This window comes from Erwinia sp. AnSW2-5 (assembly GCF_045107195.1).
Taxonomy (GTDB): domain Bacteria; phylum Pseudomonadota; class Gammaproteobacteria; order Enterobacterales; family Enterobacteriaceae; genus Erwinia.
In genome coordinates this window covers 48,928-67,701 of sequence record NZ_JBJGXA010000020.1, presented here as the reverse complement: position 1 = coordinate 67,701, position 18,774 = coordinate 48,928, and the positions used below count along the sequence as shown (strand labels likewise).

Sequence of the window (18,774 nt, the reverse complement as noted above, 5' to 3'; positions counted from 1 at the left end):
GGCAAGAATGCGGTGGAGAATAACTCGCTGAGTGATGGCTGGAACAATATCCTGCCATCAGGAACACAGGATTACGGACAGGCCGTAGCCTCGTGGAATCAGTATGCCCAGGACAATAATTTGACACCGGAGCAGGTTCAAGAAGGGATGAGTCGTATAGCTATTGGCGAAGGGCCTTCTTGGGGGACTGAATATAAGGTTAAACCTAATGGAAAGATTGAAGTTTCAGGTGGCGTGGGGCTTGCTCTGAAAGGAGGAGCTGAGATTAATAATGATTACTTCTCTATTTCTACAGGATACACCAAAGAGTTTGGTGTTAAGACCGGAGCTTCTGTCGGTATTGATTTTGGTCCATATTTCCCAGGAGTGTTTGGCGACTTAAACCGTGATTATTCAACTAGTATCGGTATTGGTCCCGGTTCTGTAGGAATGTCTGGCGGAAAAGATGGTATTGGTTTTTCCTTCTCTGTTGGACCAAGCATTGGTTTTACAGGTTCTACCACTGGTTCTCATGATGAAAAAATAGATCTTAACGGTGACTCCACTAAGGAAATATACCACTATGATTTAAAATGATATTGTTCTTAATGCATCATCCTTCATGTTGCTGTTTTTTTTGTTGTTGTGGGGAGTGTGTTTTTTTATTTTTGTTTATAGAAATCTTGGCGGAACTAAGGTAGGTAAGGATTCCTTACTTTATTTTAATTATATGTTTTTTAAACGTGATGTTTTATCAAGCTGCGCATTGATTTTTCTTGTCCTTGGGTATGTGGCTGCGGCGATAGCTGAATATCGAAGGGGGTTTGATAATTTATCATTGATGTCTAATTTGTCCGGAGGAATGTCATTTTTTCTCTTTGCACTATATGGGAAGTATTTTTACCAAGGGGTAGTTGATGATGAAAAACCATTTTTTTTTATTAAGGTTTTTTTGACAAAATTAGACTTATCCTTTGGTGAGATTTTTCTTTGGCTATCAAGACTGGCGTATGTAACATGGTTAATTATATTCATTAGTAATTAAAGGCAGCGAGACGGGCAACGGCGCCACGTACAGCGAAACCACGGTGAACGCGGGTAACACCTGAGCATCACCAGCGGGCGCGGCGCCAGTCTGCAGGGCGCACAGGTGAGCGGTGAGAAGGTGGTAATGGACGTGGGCCGGAACCTGACGCTGAGCAGCCAGCAGGACGAAGATTACTACGACTCGAAGCAGCAAAGCGTCAGCGCCGGGGGCAGCGGCTCGGTTAACGCTAGTCGGGATAAAATGCACAGCAGCTGGCAGTCGGTGCAGGAGCAGACCGGGGTGTTTGCAGGCAGCGCGAGGTAAACTGTGACATCACCCGTTCAATGGGAAGCGCAGGAACAGTCAGACAGAGAAGCCATCTTCCGTTACCTGTATCAGGAGGCTGGTCTGACGGTCGCCAGTGCTACAGATGATAAGTTCGTTAGTATGGCTGGGATCCTCAAAGATCACCCTCTGGCTGGCAGCAAAGCGGGGAGAACGGCAAAACAACGCAAACTGGTGATCCCCCGCTTCCCCTTCATTTTTGTCTATGCAGTTGATGATTCGAAGGTTCACATCCTGCGAATACTGCATACGTCCAGAAAGATCCCCCCCTCGCTTCCTGCAACGTTAGTTTGCTCACTCCGCACAACGGCACCGCCTGCACAACTTAACCTACCTGGAATATTCTGACCCGCCAGCATCGCGTGCGGTTGGCTGTTTTTCGCACGTTTTTAATAGGGCTGTTTTTCTGAAATATGATTTAGTAGCGCCGGGCAAATGATCTGCCCCGGCTCTGGCGGTGTGCCAGGTTGTTCACCCCTTTTCAGGATCAGTGATATGGATAAATCAGCCTCAACGTGCGGAACTGCGCGTAACAGCCTGCTCACCCGTTTCTCCTGTAGTCTTCTCTTTCTTGCCGCCCCCGCGTTTGCTGACGTTGCGCCCTTTGACCCGGATTCCCCGTGGCTGCTTGGCGACTGGGCGGGTTACCGCAAACAGCTGGCGGCAGAGGGCGTTGACTTCCAGGTGGGTTATACCACGCAGTCGGCGGCCAACCTGGCAGGCGGCTACCGTACCAGCACGACGATGCGTTATGCCGATCAGTGGACGTTCGGCAGCAAGCTCGACCTGGATAAACTGATGAACTGGCAGGGTGGTCAGTTTAAGGTGACGCTGACCAACCGCAACGGGCAGAATCTTACGCCCTATATTAACGATCCGCGTACGGGGGGGCTGTCTAACGTTCAGGGTATTTCGGCACGCGGTGACTATTTGCGTCTGACGCAGTTCTGGCTCAATCAGTCGCTGTTTGATAACTGGCTGGAAGTGAAACTGGGCCGCGTCACCACCAACGAAGATTTCGATACGGCCAGTGTCGGGATGTTCCAGAACTGGGCAATGGGCAACGGCCAGCCCGGCCACTGGCGCAACGACCGCTGGTTTAATGCCCCGGTGGGGCAGTGGGGAGGGCGGTTCAAACTTAATCTGCCCGAAGACCTCTATTTTCAGGTCGGGGTCTATAACCAGAATCGCGCCAACTACACCAAAGCAAATGGCTTTCGTTTCGATATGGGCCACGGCGAAGGGAACCTGATCCCGGTGGAGCTGGGCTGGAAGCCGCAGCTGGGCGAGGATAAACTTCAGGGAAATTATCGGCTGGGTATGTTTTACAGTTCCACCGAGGGCGGTGATTTCCACTCGTTTAAGGATGGGGGGTATCAGCATAACCGGCGTGCGTATGCGGGTTATCTGCTGGCCGAGCAGCAGTTGTTCGCGATGGATGGTGACAACCAGCGTGGTCTGAGCGTGAGTTTTCAGTATGTGATGAATGACCATCGTACGGCGAAGATGGACAATTATCAGTCGCTGGCACTGGCGTGGAAAGGGCCATTTGATGCCCGTCCTGCCGATGAGATCGGCATTGGCATGGCTCGCATCCATGTCAATAATGACTACACAAAGATGCGCGAGGGGCAGAATGCAGCAAACGGCGTGAGCGATTATCACAATCCGGCTTATCTGCCGCTGCAACAGGGCGCGGAATGGAACTATGAGCTTTATTACAATGCGAAGGCCACCCGCTGGCTCAATGTGCGACCTAACCTGCAAGTCATCACGAAACCGGGCGGGGTGCGCCAGGTGCAGGATGCGTTAATCGGTGGTCTGGCTGCCGATATCAGCTTCTGATTATCTGGGGTGGCGTTGCACAAGCCACCCCGGCAATATTAAACCTGCGCAATCTCATCCAGATGCTGGTAAATCGTCAGCCCCAGCTCATGGCCGATGCGCACGTCGTTATCGGCCCCGCGTGACTCGCCCGGTAAGCGCAGAATGGCGTCACAGTGGCCGATAAGTCGGTGCGCGACCGGGTATAAATACGCTTCACTGATTGCATCGCCAATCTTCTGCGATCCGGCAATCCGCGCCAGCGGAAACGCCAGCCACTCGCCAATCAGCGGAATATGCCCTTTCTGGTAAATGGCTAATGCGGCCTGCTCCATACGCTCAAGATTGGCATGGATTAAGTCTTCACGGTCGCCCGTACCGCTGCGTACCGGGCCTGCCACTAAAATTTGCAGTGATTTCATGAGTGATTCCTAAAAATGAGGGTTAAGGGCCAGATGCTGGATCAGCATGATGGTTTTGGCATCCATAATTTCGCCGCTGCGCACGGCTTCCAGTGCGCGGGAAAATGGCCACTCCAGCACTTCGATATCTTCTCCTTCCTCCGCAACGCCACCGCCAGCTCCCTGGCGATCGTCGTCAGAATATTCGGCGATAAAGAAGAACAGTTTTTCTGTCACTGAACCGGGGCTCATATAGGATTCGAACACCTTTTCGATGTGCGTGATGCGAAAGCCGGTTTCTTCTTCGGCTTCGGCAATGATGCGCGCTTCCGGCGAGGCGTTATCCAGCAGGCCTGCGGTCGCTTCAATCAGATAACCGTGATGGCCGTTGACGAAAATGGGTAAACGAAACTGCCGGGTGAGCACCACGGTTTTCCGGGCTTTGTGGTACAACAGCACCACGGCACCGTTGCCGCGATCGTAGGATTCCCGGCTCTGCTCCTGCCAGCTGCCGTCGCGGCGCAGCAGTTCAAAGGTGTATTTTTTCAGGGTGTACCAGTTATCCGACAGCAGCTGCTCGCGGATATGGCGCACGTGTTCCTGCGTGTTTTGCATGTTTGTGCCCTTTTGATGGTGACAGAAAACACGCTAACATGCATAATCGTGCAATATCAAGATCAATCGTGAAGGGGAAAACAGTGCTTTCCAGTCAGCGTAAACAACAAATTCTGGCCATGCTCGATCGCGAAAAGCAGGTGCTCTCGCGTGAGCTGAGCCAGTATTTTTCCGTATCAGAAGACTCAATCCGTCGCGATTTGAGAGAGTTAGCAGAAGAGGGATTGCTGCAACGCGTACACGGCGGTGCGCTGCCGGTCTCTGCCGCGATTGCACCTTTTGAAACCCGCAAAAACGTGCAGATGGCGTCCAAACGGCGGGTCGCGGAGAAAGCGGCCGCACTGATCCAACCGGGGCAGGTGGTGATGATCGACGGCGGCACAACCACGGCTGAGATGATCCAGCTGCTGCCGAGGGATCGGGCCTTTACCGTGGTCACGCACAGTCCGGGCGTGGCGGTCGGGCTGGTGGATTATCCGCTGATTGAGGTGATTATTATTGGCGGGCAACTCTATAAGCATTCGGTGGTGACGGTTGGCGCGGCGATGATGGAAGGGATCCGTCGCATTAATGCCGATCTGTTTTTTATGGGCGTGACCGGGGTACACAAGAGTGCCGGGCTGACCACGGGAAACTATGAAGAGGCCTGCGTAAAACGGGCGCTGGCGGAGCGGGCAGCGGAAACCGTGGTGCTGGTGTCGCAGGAAAAACTGAACTCTGCCTCGGCCTTTGCCATCGGCGAGCTCTCGCTGGCCAGCACGCTGGTGGTGGATACCTGGCCCGACGAAGAGATGTGCCAGCTACTGAAAAAACTGCATATTACCCTGGTCTGACGGCGAGGTTACTCTTCCCGCACCACCATCATTTCGGTGCGACCACGCAGGGTGATCCAGGTATAGAGCACGTTAAACAGCACAATGCAGGCGGTGACGATAAACACCGCCCGAAAGCCAAAGTGGGCCGATACGGTCGCGCCCATCAACGGCCCGGTAACGTTGCCGATATCACGGAATGACTGGTTGTAGCTGAATACGCGCCCGGCCACCTGGTTGCTAGCGTTGTAGATCAGCAGAGACTGAACGGCGGGCAGCAGTGCGCCATCGGCAGCACCCAGCAGGAAACGCAGGATCCCCAGCTGCCACGCATTTTGCACAAACGCCATCGGGATCAGCAGCAGCACGGACAGCATCAGCATGGCGATCAAAATACGCTCCGGGCCGATGCGGTCGCCCAGTTTGCCCAGGCGGGGCGCGCTCATCAGCGCTGCGACGCCAGGCACCGAAGCGATCATCCCGCTGATAAAGGCCAGGTTAGAGACATGTCCTGCCAGTTCACGCACGTACAGCGTGAGGATCGGCGCAATCGAGCCGGTTGCCACCTGAATAATCAGCGTGGTCACAAATAACGCCAGCACCAGGCGCGGGTTTTTCAGCGAGCTCAGCACCTGGCGGGCGTGCAGCATGTCTTTCTTCTGTACCGGAATAAAACTCTCGCGCACGCAGAACAGCGTCATCAGGAAACAGGTAAACAGCACGCCTGCCGTGATATAGAACACCGGACGTAAACCGAAACTGTCGGCCAGCAGGCCGCCAATCAGCGGGCCAATCAGCGCGCCGCTGACCGCACCGGTGGAGAGCCAGCCCAGCGCCCAGCCGGTTTTACCACGCGGTACCTGGGTGGCGATCAGCGCATTGGCATTCGGAACAAATCCGCCCAGTAAACCGAGCAGCGCACGCAGTGCCAGAAATTGCCAGATAGACGTTGCCATGCCCATCAGCATCATCACGATAGCCATCCCGAGCGCCGAGCGCAGCAGCATGATTTTCCGCCCTTTACGGTCGGCCAGTCCCCCCCAGAAGGGAGAGGCAATCGCGGAAAAAAGGAACGTAATGCTGAAGACCAGGCCTGACCAGAGATTCAGCGCCTGTGGATCGGTAATCCCAAGCTGCTCCACGTAGAGCGGCAGAAAGGGCATCACCAGGCTGAATCCTGCGCCGGTCAGAAAACAACCTACCCAGGTGACGAACAAATTTCTTTGCCAGTTGATGGCGGCTGCGGGGGCATCGGGCGTGGACATAAAATAAAGAGTCACCTTTTGAACTATTAGCTCACCAAGTATACGCCTTAAATCGATGACGAACCGACGTGCGATCAAAAAAAATGAAAAACTGTTTCAAATAATGGAACAGGCCGGATGACCGGCCTGCCAGGTTCAGTATAGAGAGGGTTGCCCCTCAGGGCGGGTCTTAAAGCGGCGATGCAGCCACATATACTGCTCGGGGGCCATTAAGACAGCGTGCTCAATAATCTGGTTCATGTGTACGGCAGTTGAGATCTCATCGTCCAGCGGGATGGCGGAGGTCTGCTCTGGCAATATCACCATTTCATAGCCTTTACCCGACGGCAAACGTCGTGGCACAAACGGGATCACTGCCGGGTTACCGCTGCGGATCAACAGGTAGCTGCCTTTGGTCGTGGCTGCCTGCTCGACGGCAAACAGCGGCACGAACACACTGCTTTTTGGACCGTAGTCGTGGTCGGGGGCATACCAGATGATGTCGCCGTTCTTCAGGGCGCGGATCATCCCTTTCAGATCCTTACGGTCAAGCATGCTTTTATTGGAACGCATCCGTCCCCAGGTCTGTAGCCAGTCGATCAGCGGGTTATCATTGGGTCGATAAACGCCAATACCCGGGTTATAAATGCCAAAAATGCGCGCACCCAACTCCAGGGTCAGAAAGTGCAGGCCGATCAGCAGCACGCCTTTTCCGTCCGTTTTTGCCTTTTCGATATGCTCCAGCCCGTTAACGCTGAACCATTTTTTGATGCGCCAGTCGGGCCAGAACCAGGCCATGCCGGTTTCGATCAGGCCCATGCCCAGCGACTCGAAGTTGCAGGTGACCAGCGCTTCGCGTTCGGCGTTGGGCATCTGCGGGAAGCACAGTTCGAGGTTACGTCTGGCAATGGACACACGGGATTTCAGGAAGCGCATTGAGGCTCTTCCGAGGCCGCAACCAATGTAGTACAGCACCGGGTAGGGCAACAAAACCAGCAGATAAAGCAGGATGATACCCAACCAGGTGAACCAATAACGGGGATGCAGCAAAGTGCGATTGAATTGAGGCAGTTGGGTCATGAGGGTCCGGAACGTAAGAAAATTAGTGTAATTATGTATAGATATAAAACTTAAATTATGGCCAATTGTGCGATTTTCAACGGCGTATTTAACATTATTGCTGTGCTGCGGAGATGAAAAGGGTGCGCGACTAAGGACAACTCGCCCCGCCTCAGGTATGATAGCGCCGCAAATTTTCCCTCTCCTTGAACGCAGGAACGTACACCATGCCAGTGTTACATAACCTTGTTTCCAATGAAGAGCTGAAGGCGCGCATGTTGGCCGAAACCGAACCGCGTACCACAGTCTCTTTTTATAAGTACTTCACGATTGACGATCCGCGCGCATTCCGCGATGCCCTGTATGTCACCCTGACTAAGCTGAAAGTGTTTGGTCGTGTCTATGTGGCGGCAGAAGGCATTAATGCGCAGGTCAGCGTTCCGGCGAGCCAGTATGAGCAGATGAAAGCCGCGCTGTATGGCTTCCACCCGGCGCTGAACGACCTGCGAATGAACATTGCGCTGGACGATGACGGTAAATCTTTCTGGGTGCTGCGTCTGAAAGTGCGCGAACGTATTGTCGCCGATGGCATCACCGATGACAGTTTTGATGCCAGCGATGTCGGTGCCTATCTGAAAGCCGCCGAAGTGAATGCGATGCTGGACGATCCGCAGGCGGTATTTGTCGATATGCGTAACCACTATGAGTACGAAGTGGGGCATTTTGACAATGCGCTGGAGATCCCGGCGGATACCTTCCGCGACCAGCTGCCGATGGCGGTGGATATGTTGCAGCAGGACAAAGACAAAAAAATTGTCATGTACTGCACCGGTGGCATCCGCTGTGAGAAAGCCAGTGCCTGGATGCGTCACAACGGCTATGAAAATGTCTACCACATTGAAGGCGGGATTATCGAATATGCCCGTCGCGCCCGTGAGCAGGGTTTACCCGTGCGTTTTAAAGGCAAAAACTTTGTCTTTGATGAACGTATGGGGGAGCGAATTTCCGAAGATGTGATTGCTAATTGCCATCAGTGCGGTGAGCCTTGTGATACCCACGTCAACTGCCTGAACGATGGCTGTCATCTGCTGTTTATTCAGTGCCCGAGCTGCGCTGAGAAATTCAATCACTGCTGTAGCCCGATCTGCATGGAAGAGTTGGCGTTACCGCCGGAAGAGCAGCGTGCCCGCCGTGCGGGACGTGAGAACGGTAATAAGATTTTCAACAAATCTCGTGGCCTGTTGAGTACCACGATGCACATCCCTTCGCCTGAAGAGTAATCCTGTGCTGTCCGGCCTCTCACCGGGCGATGTTCCGGTGAGAGGCCAGCCTGGCGTTACTGGCGCACGCCTTCGACAGAAATAATCAGCTCAACATCCTGTGATGCCGGGCCTAAATCGGATTTAACATTGAAGTCTTTCAGTGCAATGGTCCCGGTGGCTTCAAAGCCTGCACGGTAGCCGCCCCACGGATCTTTCCCCTCGCCAGTCAGCTTCGCCGCCAGTTTCACGGGTTTGGTCACGCCGTTCAGCGTCAGGTTACCGTTCACGGCCAGGCCTTCACCCTGTTTCTCAACGCCCGTTGAGACGAAAGTCGCCTGCGGGAATTTGCTGGCATTCAGGAAATCCGCACTGCGCAGGTGTTTGTCACGCTCGGCGTGGTTGGTGTCGACACTGCCGGTATTAATGGTGACGTTGACTTTGTCTTTAGCCGGATCGGCTTCGTCGAAGGTAAAGCTACCATCGAAATCTTTAAACGTACCGTACAACCAGCTGTAACCCAGATGCTTGATGCGGAACTGGACAAAGGCGTGCTGCCCTTCCTTATCAATTTTATAATCTGCGGCGCTGGCGGTGCCTGCAGTCATCAGCAAGGCGGCAGTAGTTAAACCCAGAATACTTTTCTTCAGCATGGTGTTCTCCATTCCTGTGAGTTAGTCGATGCGGTGACCCAGCATCCTTTTCAACGTAATATCGCGATCGATAAAGTGGTGTTTCAGCGCGGCCAGCGCGTGCAGCCCGGAAAGGATGACCACGCTCCATGCCAGCCAGAGGTGGATATCGCCGGCCAGATCGGCCTGTTCACCCAGCCCGGAAAAGAGAGCGGGCACCGGCAGCACGCCAAAGACGTCAACAGGTTTACCTTCGGCAGTGGAAATCAGATAGCCACTGACTAGAATGGCAAACAGAATGCCGTAAAGCAGAAGATGTGCGGCGACGGCGCTGTAACGCACCAGCGGCGTGTAACTGCTGAGGGGTTTAGGGGGCGGCGAAACAAAGCGCCACACCACTCGCACCAGCATTACAACAAACAGCACCATGCCGATACTTTTGTGTAACTCCGGCGCTTTGTGATACCAGGTATCATAATAGCCCTGGGTGACCATCCACAGACCGAGCGCAAACATACCGTAAACGGTACCCGCCACCAGCCAGTGCAAAGTGATGCTCAGTGAGCCATAACGCGACACGCTATTTTTCCACTGCATTGAGAGATCCACCTGTCAGAATTTTAAGTAAGACTGACCAGATGTAAGGGCAAAATCAACAAATAAATTTACTACTTTTAAAATTATCACACATCGTGAAATATTTTGAATGAAAAGTTAAGCTATGACCAGTGATTCAGAAGGGGAGTGATATTTAATGGCGGATGCTGGCGCCTATTTGGCACTTTTACGACGATTGAATGAAAATATCATGTTCTGTTTTTTTGCTGGTTGCTTAAGGTAATGTCAGTTTTTTGTCACCTTATGTCAATATCAGACATGTTTTAATCGTTATGAAAATTAATGCATTGCCTGGAGTGACTATTGTGCGTAACCCCTTGCTGCGTTTTGGCAATAAAAATGGCTCATAAAATGAGCCATTTTTAGGTGTGCAGAGTGTTACTGGAAACGCTTGATCGCGAATGGCGTTAAGTCAAATTCGCTGCTTTTTCCCTGTGCGAACTGCGTGGCAATTTCTCCCAGCACGCTGGCGAATTTAAAGCCGTGACCGCTTAAACCGGTGATCAGCATGCGGTTCGGCTCACCGGGGAAGGTATCAATAATAAAGTCTTCATCCGGGGAGTTGTCATAGGTGCAGGCTGCGCCGCGCAGACACACGCCCACGCCCGGCAGGAAGGTGCGCATAAAGTTAAACAGCTCACTGCCGTCTTCCGCCACGCTGCCGAAGGGTTTACGCCCTTCCGGCCCATCAATCGGTTGCCCGCCTTCATGCTTGCCAATTTTGATGGCGTTATTATCGGCGGGGAAACCGTAATAGTGGATGCCATCCGGCATCTCGACGGTAAATGCCGGAAATTTATTGTCTTCGCTGTAGCGACCGTCGGCCTGATGCCACGCAAACACTTTGCGCACCGGGGTGACAGGCAGGGAAGGGTAGAGGGTTTTCACCCAGGTCCCGGCGCTGATCAGCAGTTTGCGCGCGCGGTAAACGCCGTCCGGGGTGGTGACCGCTTGCAGGCCGTCCTCTGTCTCGATTTGCGTCACGCCGCAGTTGAATAGTTGGGCACAACCGGCATCTTTCGCCATGCGGATCCAGCTTTTAACAGCAACTTCTGACTTCAGGTAACCCGACTGCGGTTCAAACACACCGATATATCCGTCGGGTACGCTAATCTGTGGCCAGCGCTGGCTGATTTCTGCTTCAGTCAGGATCTGTACATTCAGCGCAAATTGCTCAGCACTCTGGATGACATTCTGAATAAATTCGGAGTGATGGGGGGCAAGGTTCAGTACGCCGCTGCGCTGCATGACGCGCTCGCCGCTCTGTTGTTCCAGCTGATCCCACAGCTGTTGGGCGCGCAGCACCATCGGCACATAGCGTGCGCCTTCTCCGTAGGCGTGGCGGATGAGGCGGCTTTCGCCATGATGGCTGCCTTCTGCGTGCGGCGGATGATGGCGGTCAATCATCAGCACTTTCAGACCCGCCTGCGTGGCATACCAGCCAGTGGCAGCACCGACGGAGCCGCTGCCCACCACAATTAAATCGTAAACCATCAGTATCAGCCTCTGTTAATCAAGCAATTGAAACAGAATAGCAAATATGGCGGACATGAAAAAGGCACCCTGTTGGGTGCCTTGGGAAACAAGATTCAGTCGCAGATTAGTGCTTCTTGTAATCACGGTCCTGGTATTCGGTCGCTTCTATTTTGGCAATGCCAGCTTCAAGAATGGAAATAAATTGCCTTGCAACATCAGTGGTCAGCCAGTAGGTCTGACCGACTTCAGCATCTTCAGCCGGTTGATGGTCGGAAGAGAGCGAGTGCAGACGGATCATCATGGCATCATAGCTGTCTACGGTACTGATATCCCATCCGATGAGGGGATGTGTCTGGATGACCTCTTTGTTTCTGTCCATTATAACCCCCTATTACTCGTGAAAGATGACAACGAAGTGATTTATCGAGGTTCAATGCGGCTTTTTTTCTTAGAGCTTTGTAATTATAACAGGAGTTTTTTTGTTCGCAGATTTAAATTTGGTTCTGCGTGAAAATCAGGCGCTATTCGCGCGCTAATTAAGCACCGCAGGGCGGAAAATAATCACCCTGCTGATGAATGGCAGCATTATTTCGGGCGTGACAATACAGGTTAAATTAAGGTGCATCCGGTATTGTTGGCAGCACTCCCGTGCGTTTTTCCAGTTCCCCAGCCAGACGGATGAAATGGTGCTGAAGCTGTTCATCGTAGTTCTGGTTCTGCCCTTCAAGCTTTAAACTGTGTATTAACAGTTGGTTAGCTCTGTCATCAAGACAAAAAGAGAGGGTGGAAAAGGCATTTTCTAATACTGTCAGACGGCGTTGCTGTTCGCCAATCATCGCCAGCAGTTCGCCAAACGTCATTGCCTCATCTGGATTATCGGCAGCCATAGCAAAAACCTCAGTAATAAATGTCAGCATCAGAATAGGGTATTCTAGCCGAGCCGTCTATCAGCGTTCAGTCGCAAAACTCAGGCATAAAAAAGCCGGATAGCGTATCCGGCAAAAACGGCACAATCATTATGGTATCGAGGTGGAATAGCGCTATTGCCTGACATTGCAACGGCATTGACTCAGGCGATAAACCAGTCGTCAGCGCTTTCCCAGGTTTCCTGTAAAATATCGGTGATCTGATCTTTAGCTTCTTTTCCGCCGCCCATCACCGTCAGATTATTGGCACCGGCATAGCGTACCGAGATGGTATTGGTGCCATCTGGAAACTGTTTATCGATTCGCTTACTGAGTTCCTGCGTCAGCGCATCAATGGCGCCAGCAGGCAGGGACGTGGTTTTTGCTACAGTGACTTCAATACGCATGATAGCCTCCGGTTGAATTACTGTGAATATATACAGTAACTCAACCGTGCGCAATCATTATCTTGGGATGGTTTGGGGGATTCTGCGATTAAATCCTGACCTTCCAGTTCATCGTTTCACCCGCCAGGAACGGCACCAGAGTGTGGCCATCGCTGCCAACGGATACGGATTCCGCTACGGTCCACGGTTCACGAACCAGCGTCACTGTGCCTTCATTCAGCGGCAGACCGTAGAAGCGCGGGCCATTTTCGGAGCAGAAAGCTTCGAAGTGGGCAAGGGCGCCAATCTCTTCGAATACCGTGGCATAGGCCGCCAGCATTGAGGGTGCGTTGAATACTCCGGCGCAGCCGCAGCTGGTCTCTTTGCGATCGCGGGTATGCGGCGCAGTATCTGTGCCCAGGAAGAAGCGATTGTGACCGCTGGCCACCGCGTCACGCAGTGCCTGCTGGTGAATATTGCGTTTCAGGATTGGCAGGCAGTACAGATGCGGGCGAATACCGCCCACCAGCATATGGTTGCGGTTAAACATCAGATGCTGCGGTGTGATGGTGGCGCCAAGGAAACGATTGCCTTCCAGCACGTAAGCGGCCGCTTCTTTGGTGGTGATATGTTCACACACCACTTTCAGCTCCGGGAATTGCAGGCGTAGCGGGTGCAGCACGGTCTCAATAAAGCGCGCTTCACGGTCAAAAATATCGATATGCGCATCGGTGACTTCACCGTGGATCAACAGCGGCATGCCTATTTTCTGCATGCGCTCCAGCACCGGAGCAATGGAGGCAATGCGGGTGACGCCGTGGGCAGAGTTAGTGGTGGCATGTGCGGGATAGAGTTTTGCGGCGGTGAATACGCCTTCGGTGAATCCGGTTTCGATCTCGTTCGGGTCCAGTCCGTCAGTCAGGTAGCAGGTCATCAGTGGAGTAAAGTGATGACCGGCAGGAACGGCCGCCAGAATGCGCTCACGATAGGCACGGGCGGCGGCAACGCTGCTCACCGGGGGGACGAGGTTTGGCATGACAATGGCGCGGCCACAAACCTCACTGGTAAACGGCACAACCGCCTCCAGCATCTCACCATCACGCAGGTGGATGTGCCAGTCATCTGGGCGGCGAATAATCAATTGCTGAGGTTGTGCGGTCATGCGATGTGCTCCGGCAGAGTGGGAAAAAGGCAGGTTTTGGCCGGGTACAAAGAATAGGGATAAAACGGGTGGAATGCACCCGTTTTTTAGCGATACCCGCTAACGGCGTCTTTGCTTATGATTTATATTTTTCGACCAGGGCATACAGAATGGCAGCTGTTTCGCTATCCAGCACCCCATCGTAAAGGCGTTGTCTGAAGTGAAGCTGAAAAGCACGAACTAATGCGGTGTATCCCGTGTCACTGTTGGCACCTGAAATGTCATAACCGTATTGGTTCAGTTTCAGGAGAACCGTGTTTTTCGCTGGAAGTGCGCCATCGAACAGGGTTTGATAATGGATCCGGGTGGTATCGTCATACCAGGCACCAATACCCGCTTTATAAAGCTCATACCAGGGGAAACTGGCACCGGGATCACTTTTTCGCCCTGGTGCAATATCGCTATGCGCCACGATATTTTCTGGTTTCATATCGGGATAGCGCTGAATAATATTCAATGCCAGCTGTTTGACCGCGTCAATCTGGCAGGGATTATAGGGTGGGAAAGTGAATTTACCGTTTTGGTCTGTCGCGAGATTGACAATTTCAATACCCAGCGAGGTATCATTCAGATTACTTCTGTTTGCCCAAACACTGGTGCCCGCGTGCCAGGCGCGTTCATTTTCATCTACCATATTAATAATACGCAGTTCACTGAAACCTGCGGCGAGATAAGTTTCATCTGCAGGGTCAGGAATAAGATAATGAACGCTTACCGTGGAGCCGGTCAGCGACGTCACCGAGTCACTGAAATTCTCTGCGGTATAATGTAATACCAGAAAACGTACGCGGTGATTGAACCCTTTAACTGAACGATAGCTATTATAATCAACTTGATACATACAGATTCCTTCTGGATTTGTATTCAGGTGTTGATGCCATATCTGTTATGGCTCCGCTGATTATTTAACCATGAGAGGGTGGGCGAGGCGTGTTATTGTTTGTAGTAATTAATGATGGAATGTATCTGTCTTTCTGGGTGGCTTGATAGCCCGGCATCCTGTTTTGCACGCAATGCGGACGGGTAGAACACCGGGCACTTTATTGTTCAGCCGATCAGTCAGTAAAGGGGATCACCAGTTCACCCGGTTTCACTTCCAGCCCTTTGGCGAAGCGTTTCGCCAGCGACTCTGCTTTACTGCGGTCGGTACTTAACACATAAGCCGGTTTCTGATTAAAGTAATTCTTCAGTGACTCGTTAAGATAGGGTGTCAGGGTTTTCAGGACGCCAGCCATTTTTTCCGGCTGCACTGTCACATCAACCAGCTGCATATCTTTCAGATAAACCGCGCCTTCCTGCTGGTTAAATACCGGCTGAGCTTTCATCTTCAACGTCATTTCTGCCTGCTGCGGGCCGAACAGGGAACTGATGTTGACGTTCGCTTTGCCCGTCAGGGTGATTTTGTTCGGTTCTTCACGGCCAATCTGGCTGTTGAGGTCGCTCAGTGTAATATGCGCATCGGCCAACCCGGAGACGCCAATATTTTTCTCATAGTTATTATGTTTCACCAGGGCCTGGTTCACGTCCTGTTCGCTGATGCGGTACTGGGCAATATCATTACAGCCGCTGACCAAACCCGCTAACAGTAAAGCGCTTAGGCCAAAAAGTATTTTTTTCATGTTATTCCTCTGTTATCAACCACCGGTCGATCCTACCGGATCTGGGGGATAGCATGCACCACTCGCCTCTGTTCGTCACCAGGACAACACTGAGAGAAACCAGAGTAAATGACAACGGGATGTGTCGGGCCGACGTTTGACGGCCCGAACAGGTCAGGAAGCGGAAGAGGAGAGCAGGGTGATCTGGGCCTGTTTGGCCATATTGTCGCGGTAATCCGCCACGCGGGTCGGGTATTCCACCCCGGCCACCAGCGTCAATGAACGCAGCAGTGGAAACAGATGGATATCGTCCAGCGACAGTTCACCGCTTACGGCATTCGGTTTAACAATCAGCTTGTCGAGTTTACGCAGGTCATCATTGATGTTTTTAATCCAGCCGGCTGAATGTGCTCTCAGCTCAGCGAAATCACCCGCGACGGCCTGCTTTTTGGCTTTAAAATAATGGCGAGCTTCCGGGGTGGCGAACTCGGCAAACGGTGCTTCCGCCACGCGCGGATACAGTAATTTATTCACATAAGTGTGGACGTGTCGAAGCCAGTCGCTGATAGCCGGATTGGTTTTGCCTGTCAGCAGCGGTTCACGATCCCCGCGATCAATGTACTGCACAATATCCAGGCTTTCCGGCATGCAGCTGCCGTCCTCTTTCATCAGGATGGGGGCCATTTTCTGGCCGATCAGGCGATGGGGTGTGGCTTCGTCATCGTTCATCATCACCACCAGTTCAACCGGAATATTTTTCAGGCCGAAGATCATGCGGGCTTTCACGCAGAACGGGCAGTGGTCATAAATATAGAGTTTCAAGCGGTTCCCCTTCAATCGGGATATTTGATGAGCATTCATCAAATATCTGAATGTACAAGGGAAGTATGGAAGAGAACCCGCCATAGGGCAAACCTGACCCTGACATTCGTTGTTTTCTCCACAATTTTACGAATTTTTAGTCGGCAGTATTTTACCGGGGATCCTGATGGCGGTTATAGTAAAGCGATTGGGATAACGTGCTTTTTCCGCCGATTAATCCCCCCGTAAACTTATACCCGGCCAGGGATTTCAGGAGAGAAAATGTTTGGCTACCGTACTGCTGCGCCGAAAGTGCGCCTGACTACCGATCGACTGGTGGTCCGTCTGGTCAACGAGCGTGATGCCTGGCGACTGGCTGATTACTATGCGGAAAACCGCGCTTTTCTGAAACCCTGGGAGCCGGTGCGTGATGAAAGTCACTGTTATCCTTCCGGCTGGCAGGTGCGGCTCGGGCTGATTGCCGAAATGCAGAAGCAGGGCAGCGCTTTTTACTTCGCGGTGATGGACCCGGATGAAAATGAAGTCCGTGGTGTGGCGAACTTCAGCAATATTTTGCACGGGTCATTTCATGCCTGCTACCTCGGTTATTCGCTGGGGGAAAAATGGCAGGGGCAAGGGATGATGTTTGAAGCATTACAAAGTGTGATTCGTTATATGCAGCGCCAGCAGCGTATGCATCGTATTATGGCCAATTACATGCCGCACAATCACCGTAGTGGTGGTTTACTGGCGCGCCTCGGTTTTGAAAAAGAGGGCTACGCCAAAGATTATCTTCTGATTGACGGACGCTGGCAGGACCATGTTCTGACGGCGCTGACTTCCCATGAATGGACGCCGGAGCGGCGCGGAGTGTAACCCCCAGATGATCAAAAACCCTTTTACCGCCGTTGAAGCGCGCGTCATCGGCTGCCTGCTGGAAAAACAGGTCACGACCCCGGATCAGTATCCGATGTCGCTGAACGGCGTGGTGACGGCCTGTAACCAGAAGTCCAACCGTGAGCCAGTGATGTCACTGACCGACAGCGATGTGCAAAACACGCTTGATTTGCTGGTGAAAAAGCACCAGCTGACGGCGCTGAGTGGTTTTGGCAGCCGGGTGGTCAAGTATGAACAGCGTTTTTGTAACTCCGAGTTTGGGCAGTTGAAGTTTACTGCGGCTGAAGTGGCAGTGATAACGACACTGCTGCTGCGTGGGGCGCAGACACCGGGTGAGCTGCGCACCCGCAGTACACGGATGCATGATTTTGCCGATATGTCCGAAGTGGAACAGACGCTGGAGCGGCTGACACAGCGCGAAACTGGCGCGCTGGTGGTGCGTCTGGCGCGTGAACCGGGTAAACGCGAAAGCCGTTATATGCATCTGTTTAGCGGTGAAGTGGATGAAAGTTCGTTGGCTGCCAGCGACGCGAGTGACCTTGACAGCGGACTGGAAGCGCGCGTGGGATCCCTTGAACAACAGGTTGTGGCGCTACAACAGCAGGTAGCTCGGTTACTGGCCGCGCAGGAGGCCGAATGAGCGCAGTAAAGGTGGGGATCGTTGGCCTGGGCGGGATTGCGCAGAAAGCCTGGCTGCCGGTGCTGACGAAAACAGACGGCTGGCAGATTGCAGGTGCGTTTTCACCGAATCAGGAGAAGGCGCGCCCGGTCTGCGATAGCTATCGTATTCCATTACACCGCTCCCTCGACGATTTGGCTGCGGCCAGTGATGCCGTGTTTGTCCACAGCACCACCGCCAGCCATTATGCGATAGTCGATCGGTTACTGCGCGCCGGAGTGGATGTCTGCGTGGATAAACCGCTGGCTGCCACCTTGAGTGAGGCAGAGCGGTTGGTGGATCTGGCGGATAAGCGCGGGCGTAAGCTGATGGTGGCGTTTAACCGCCGTTTTGCACCACGCTACCTGCAGTTGAAATCAGCGCTGTCGCAACCTGCGGCGATACGTATGGATAAACACCGCAGTGACAGCGTGGGGCCGCAGGATCTGTTTTTCACCCTGCTGGATGACTATCTGCATGTGGTCGACAGCGCGCTGTGGCTGGGCGGCGGCGAAGGAAAGTTACTGAGTGGCACGTTACAGACTAATGACAGCGGGCAGATGCTGTATGCCGAACACCACTTTAACGTGGCGGGTGTTCAGGTGACGACCAGTATGCATCGTCGTGCTGGCAGCCAGATGGAACGCGTGATGGCGGTGGATGATGGTGCGGTCTATCAGGTCAGCGATATGCGTGACTGGCAACAAGAGAAAGCCGGGCAGATCACGATTGATCCGATCAAAGGCTGGCAGACTACGCTGGAACAGCGGGGTTTTGTCGGCGCGGCGCATCATTTTATCCGCTGCGTGGAAAATCAGACAATGCCGCAAATCAGCGGCGAGCAGGCATTGCTGGCCCAGCGCATGGTCGAGAAATTGTGGCGCGATGCCGAACGGGAATAGGTTTACACAACAAACCCCGTAACAATCCACTGTGGTTATTTCCTTTCACTTCAGTAGACTATCCGCACCTTAAATGGCCCGACGATCGTTGGGCCGTGATTGTCGCAAGCCGGTCTTCCCGGATATCAGAATCAG

General features: G+C 52.9%; 22 protein-coding genes and 2 pseudogenes. 10 read left to right on the top strand and 14 right to left on the bottom strand.

All coding sequences use genetic code 11. From position 1 onward, the window contains the following. The 5 genes and pseudogenes from ACFL9S_RS15555 to ACFL9S_RS15535 all read left to right on the top strand — a co-directional run. A partial coding sequence (locus ACFL9S_RS15555; RefSeq protein WP_405262789.1) for a polymorphic toxin type 25 domain-containing protein occupies positions 1–576 on the top strand: 576 nt, incomplete at its 5' end. A gap of 25 nt (positions 577–601) precedes the next feature. Further along, positions 602–1,024: a hypothetical protein gene (locus ACFL9S_RS15550; protein WP_405262788.1), complete on the top strand. Its 423-nt coding sequence runs from the start codon at positions 602–604 to the stop codon at positions 1,022–1,024. Further along, positions 1,023–1,318, top strand: a pseudogene (locus ACFL9S_RS15545) (hemagglutinin repeat-containing protein); the annotation flags it as partial. The gene ACFL9S_RS15550 and the pseudogene ACFL9S_RS15545, both read left to right, overlap by 2 nt. Positions 1,319–1,333: 15 nt before the next feature. Further along, positions 1,334–1,615, top strand: a pseudogene (locus ACFL9S_RS15540) (type II toxin-antitoxin system RelE/ParE family toxin); the annotation flags it as partial. Between the two features lie 231 nt (positions 1,616–1,846). Beyond that, on the top strand, positions 1,847–3,196 hold the full coding sequence (locus tag ACFL9S_RS15535) for a carbohydrate porin (RefSeq protein WP_405262787.1): 1,350 nt from the start codon (positions 1,847–1,849) through the stop codon (positions 3,194–3,196). A 38-nt stretch (positions 3,197–3,234) separates the two neighbouring features. Here ACFL9S_RS15535 and ACFL9S_RS15530 read toward each other — a convergent pair whose 3' ends face one another. Together ACFL9S_RS15530 and ACFL9S_RS15525 are read right to left on the bottom strand one after the other, a co-directional pair. Beyond that, entirely contained in the window at positions 3,235–3,597 is a 363-nt protein-coding gene (locus ACFL9S_RS15530) for an NUDIX hydrolase (protein ID WP_133840928.1), read from the bottom strand. A gap of 9 nt (positions 3,598–3,606) precedes the next feature. Then, on the bottom strand, positions 3,607–4,191 hold the full coding sequence (locus tag ACFL9S_RS15525) for a GDP-mannose pyrophosphatase (RefSeq protein ID WP_405262786.1): 585 nt from the start codon (positions 4,189–4,191) through the stop codon (positions 3,607–3,609). A gap of 83 nt (positions 4,192–4,274) precedes the next feature. On the opposite strand from ACFL9S_RS15525, the gene ACFL9S_RS15520 reads away from it, so the two are divergent. Next, entirely contained in the window at positions 4,275–5,024 is a 750-nt protein-coding gene (locus ACFL9S_RS15520) for a DeoR/GlpR family DNA-binding transcription regulator (RefSeq protein WP_405262793.1), read from the top strand. A gap of 8 nt (positions 5,025–5,032) precedes the next feature. Here ACFL9S_RS15520 and mdtG read toward each other — a convergent pair whose 3' ends face one another. Continuing rightward, the gene (mdtG, locus tag ACFL9S_RS15515) at positions 5,033–6,268 is read right to left on the bottom strand and encodes a multidrug efflux MFS transporter MdtG (RefSeq protein ID WP_405262785.1); all 1,236 of its coding nucleotides are present in this window, start codon (positions 6,266–6,268) and stop codon (positions 5,033–5,035) included. Positions 6,269–6,403: 135 nt separating this feature from the next. Beyond that, entirely contained in the window at positions 6,404–7,327 is a 924-nt protein-coding gene (locus ACFL9S_RS15510) for a Kdo(2)-lipid IV(A) acyltransferase (RefSeq protein WP_405262784.1), read from the bottom strand. Positions 7,328–7,533: 206 nt separating this feature from the next. On the opposite strand from ACFL9S_RS15510, the gene ACFL9S_RS15505 reads away from it, so the two are divergent. Beyond that, entirely contained in the window at positions 7,534–8,586 is a 1,053-nt protein-coding gene (locus ACFL9S_RS15505; RefSeq protein WP_133840923.1) for a rhodanese-related sulfurtransferase, read from the top strand. A gap of 56 nt (positions 8,587–8,642) precedes the next feature. Here the strand turns inward: ACFL9S_RS15505 and ACFL9S_RS15500 are convergent, their stop codons facing one another. The 10 genes from ACFL9S_RS15500 to grxB form a co-directional block, all read right to left on the bottom strand. Then, positions 8,643–9,218: a YceI family protein gene (locus ACFL9S_RS15500; RefSeq protein ID WP_133840922.1), complete on the bottom strand. Its 576-nt coding sequence runs from the start codon at positions 9,216–9,218 to the stop codon at positions 8,643–8,645. A 21-nt stretch (positions 9,219–9,239) separates the two neighbouring features. After that, positions 9,240–9,794, bottom strand: coding sequence for a cytochrome b (locus ACFL9S_RS15495; RefSeq protein WP_405262783.1), 555 nt, complete (start codon positions 9,792–9,794; stop codon positions 9,240–9,242). Positions 9,795–10,193: 399 nt separating this feature from the next. Next, positions 10,194–11,309, bottom strand: coding sequence for an N-methyl-L-tryptophan oxidase (solA, locus tag ACFL9S_RS15490; protein WP_405262782.1), 1,116 nt, complete (start codon positions 11,307–11,309; stop codon positions 10,194–10,196). Between the two features lie 106 nt (positions 11,310–11,415). After that, the gene (bssS, locus tag ACFL9S_RS15485) at positions 11,416–11,670 is read right to left on the bottom strand and encodes a biofilm formation regulator BssS (protein ID WP_133842771.1); all 255 of its coding nucleotides are present in this window, start codon (positions 11,668–11,670) and stop codon (positions 11,416–11,418) included. A gap of 235 nt (positions 11,671–11,905) precedes the next feature. Then, complete coding sequence (locus ACFL9S_RS15480) at positions 11,906–12,178, bottom strand: hypothetical protein (RefSeq protein WP_405262792.1); 273 nt, start codon at positions 12,176–12,178, stop codon at positions 11,906–11,908. 182 nt (positions 12,179–12,360) lie between these two features. Continuing rightward, entirely contained in the window at positions 12,361–12,603 is a 243-nt protein-coding gene (gene dinI, locus ACFL9S_RS15475; protein ID WP_133842775.1) for a DNA damage-inducible protein I, read from the bottom strand. A gap of 88 nt (positions 12,604–12,691) precedes the next feature. Continuing rightward, complete coding sequence (pyrC, locus tag ACFL9S_RS15470; protein WP_405262781.1) at positions 12,692–13,744, bottom strand: dihydroorotase; 1,053 nt, start codon at positions 13,742–13,744, stop codon at positions 12,692–12,694. 115 nt (positions 13,745–13,859) lie between these two features. After that, positions 13,860–14,624, bottom strand: a complete 765-nt coding sequence (locus ACFL9S_RS15465) for an N-acetylmuramoyl-L-alanine amidase (RefSeq protein ID WP_405262780.1) — start codon at positions 14,622–14,624, stop codon at positions 13,860–13,862. Positions 14,625–14,838: 214 nt separating this feature from the next. Next, the gene (locus ACFL9S_RS15460) at positions 14,839–15,402 is read right to left on the bottom strand and encodes a lipoprotein (RefSeq protein ID WP_405262779.1); all 564 of its coding nucleotides are present in this window, start codon (positions 15,400–15,402) and stop codon (positions 14,839–14,841) included. 153 nt (positions 15,403–15,555) lie between these two features. Continuing rightward, positions 15,556–16,203 carry a glutaredoxin 2 gene (grxB, locus tag ACFL9S_RS15455; RefSeq protein WP_405262778.1) on the bottom strand — a complete coding sequence of 216 codons (648 nt, stop codon included), beginning with the start codon at positions 16,201–16,203 and terminating at the stop codon, positions 15,556–15,558. 261 nt (positions 16,204–16,464) lie between these two features. On the opposite strand from grxB, the gene rimJ reads away from it, so the two are divergent. Genes rimJ through ACFL9S_RS15440 form a run of 3 tightly spaced genes read left to right on the top strand, consistent with a single transcriptional unit; the run spans position 16,465 to position 18,639 of the window. Beyond that, positions 16,465–17,058 (top strand): ribosomal protein S5-alanine N-acetyltransferase, encoded by a 594-nt coding sequence (rimJ, locus tag ACFL9S_RS15450; protein ID WP_405262777.1) that lies wholly within the window; start codon positions 16,465–16,467, stop codon positions 17,056–17,058. Positions 17,059–17,068: 10 nt separating this feature from the next. Further along, positions 17,069–17,719: a DUF480 domain-containing protein gene (locus tag ACFL9S_RS15445; protein ID WP_405262791.1), complete on the top strand. Its 651-nt coding sequence runs from the start codon at positions 17,069–17,071 to the stop codon at positions 17,717–17,719. Further along, positions 17,716–18,639 carry a Gfo/Idh/MocA family protein gene (locus tag ACFL9S_RS15440; RefSeq protein ID WP_405262776.1) on the top strand — a complete coding sequence of 308 codons (924 nt, stop codon included), beginning with the start codon at positions 17,716–17,718 and terminating at the stop codon, positions 18,637–18,639. The genes ACFL9S_RS15445 and ACFL9S_RS15440 overlap by 4 nt, the downstream gene beginning before the upstream one ends. Positions 18,640–18,774: the final 135 nt, after the last annotated feature.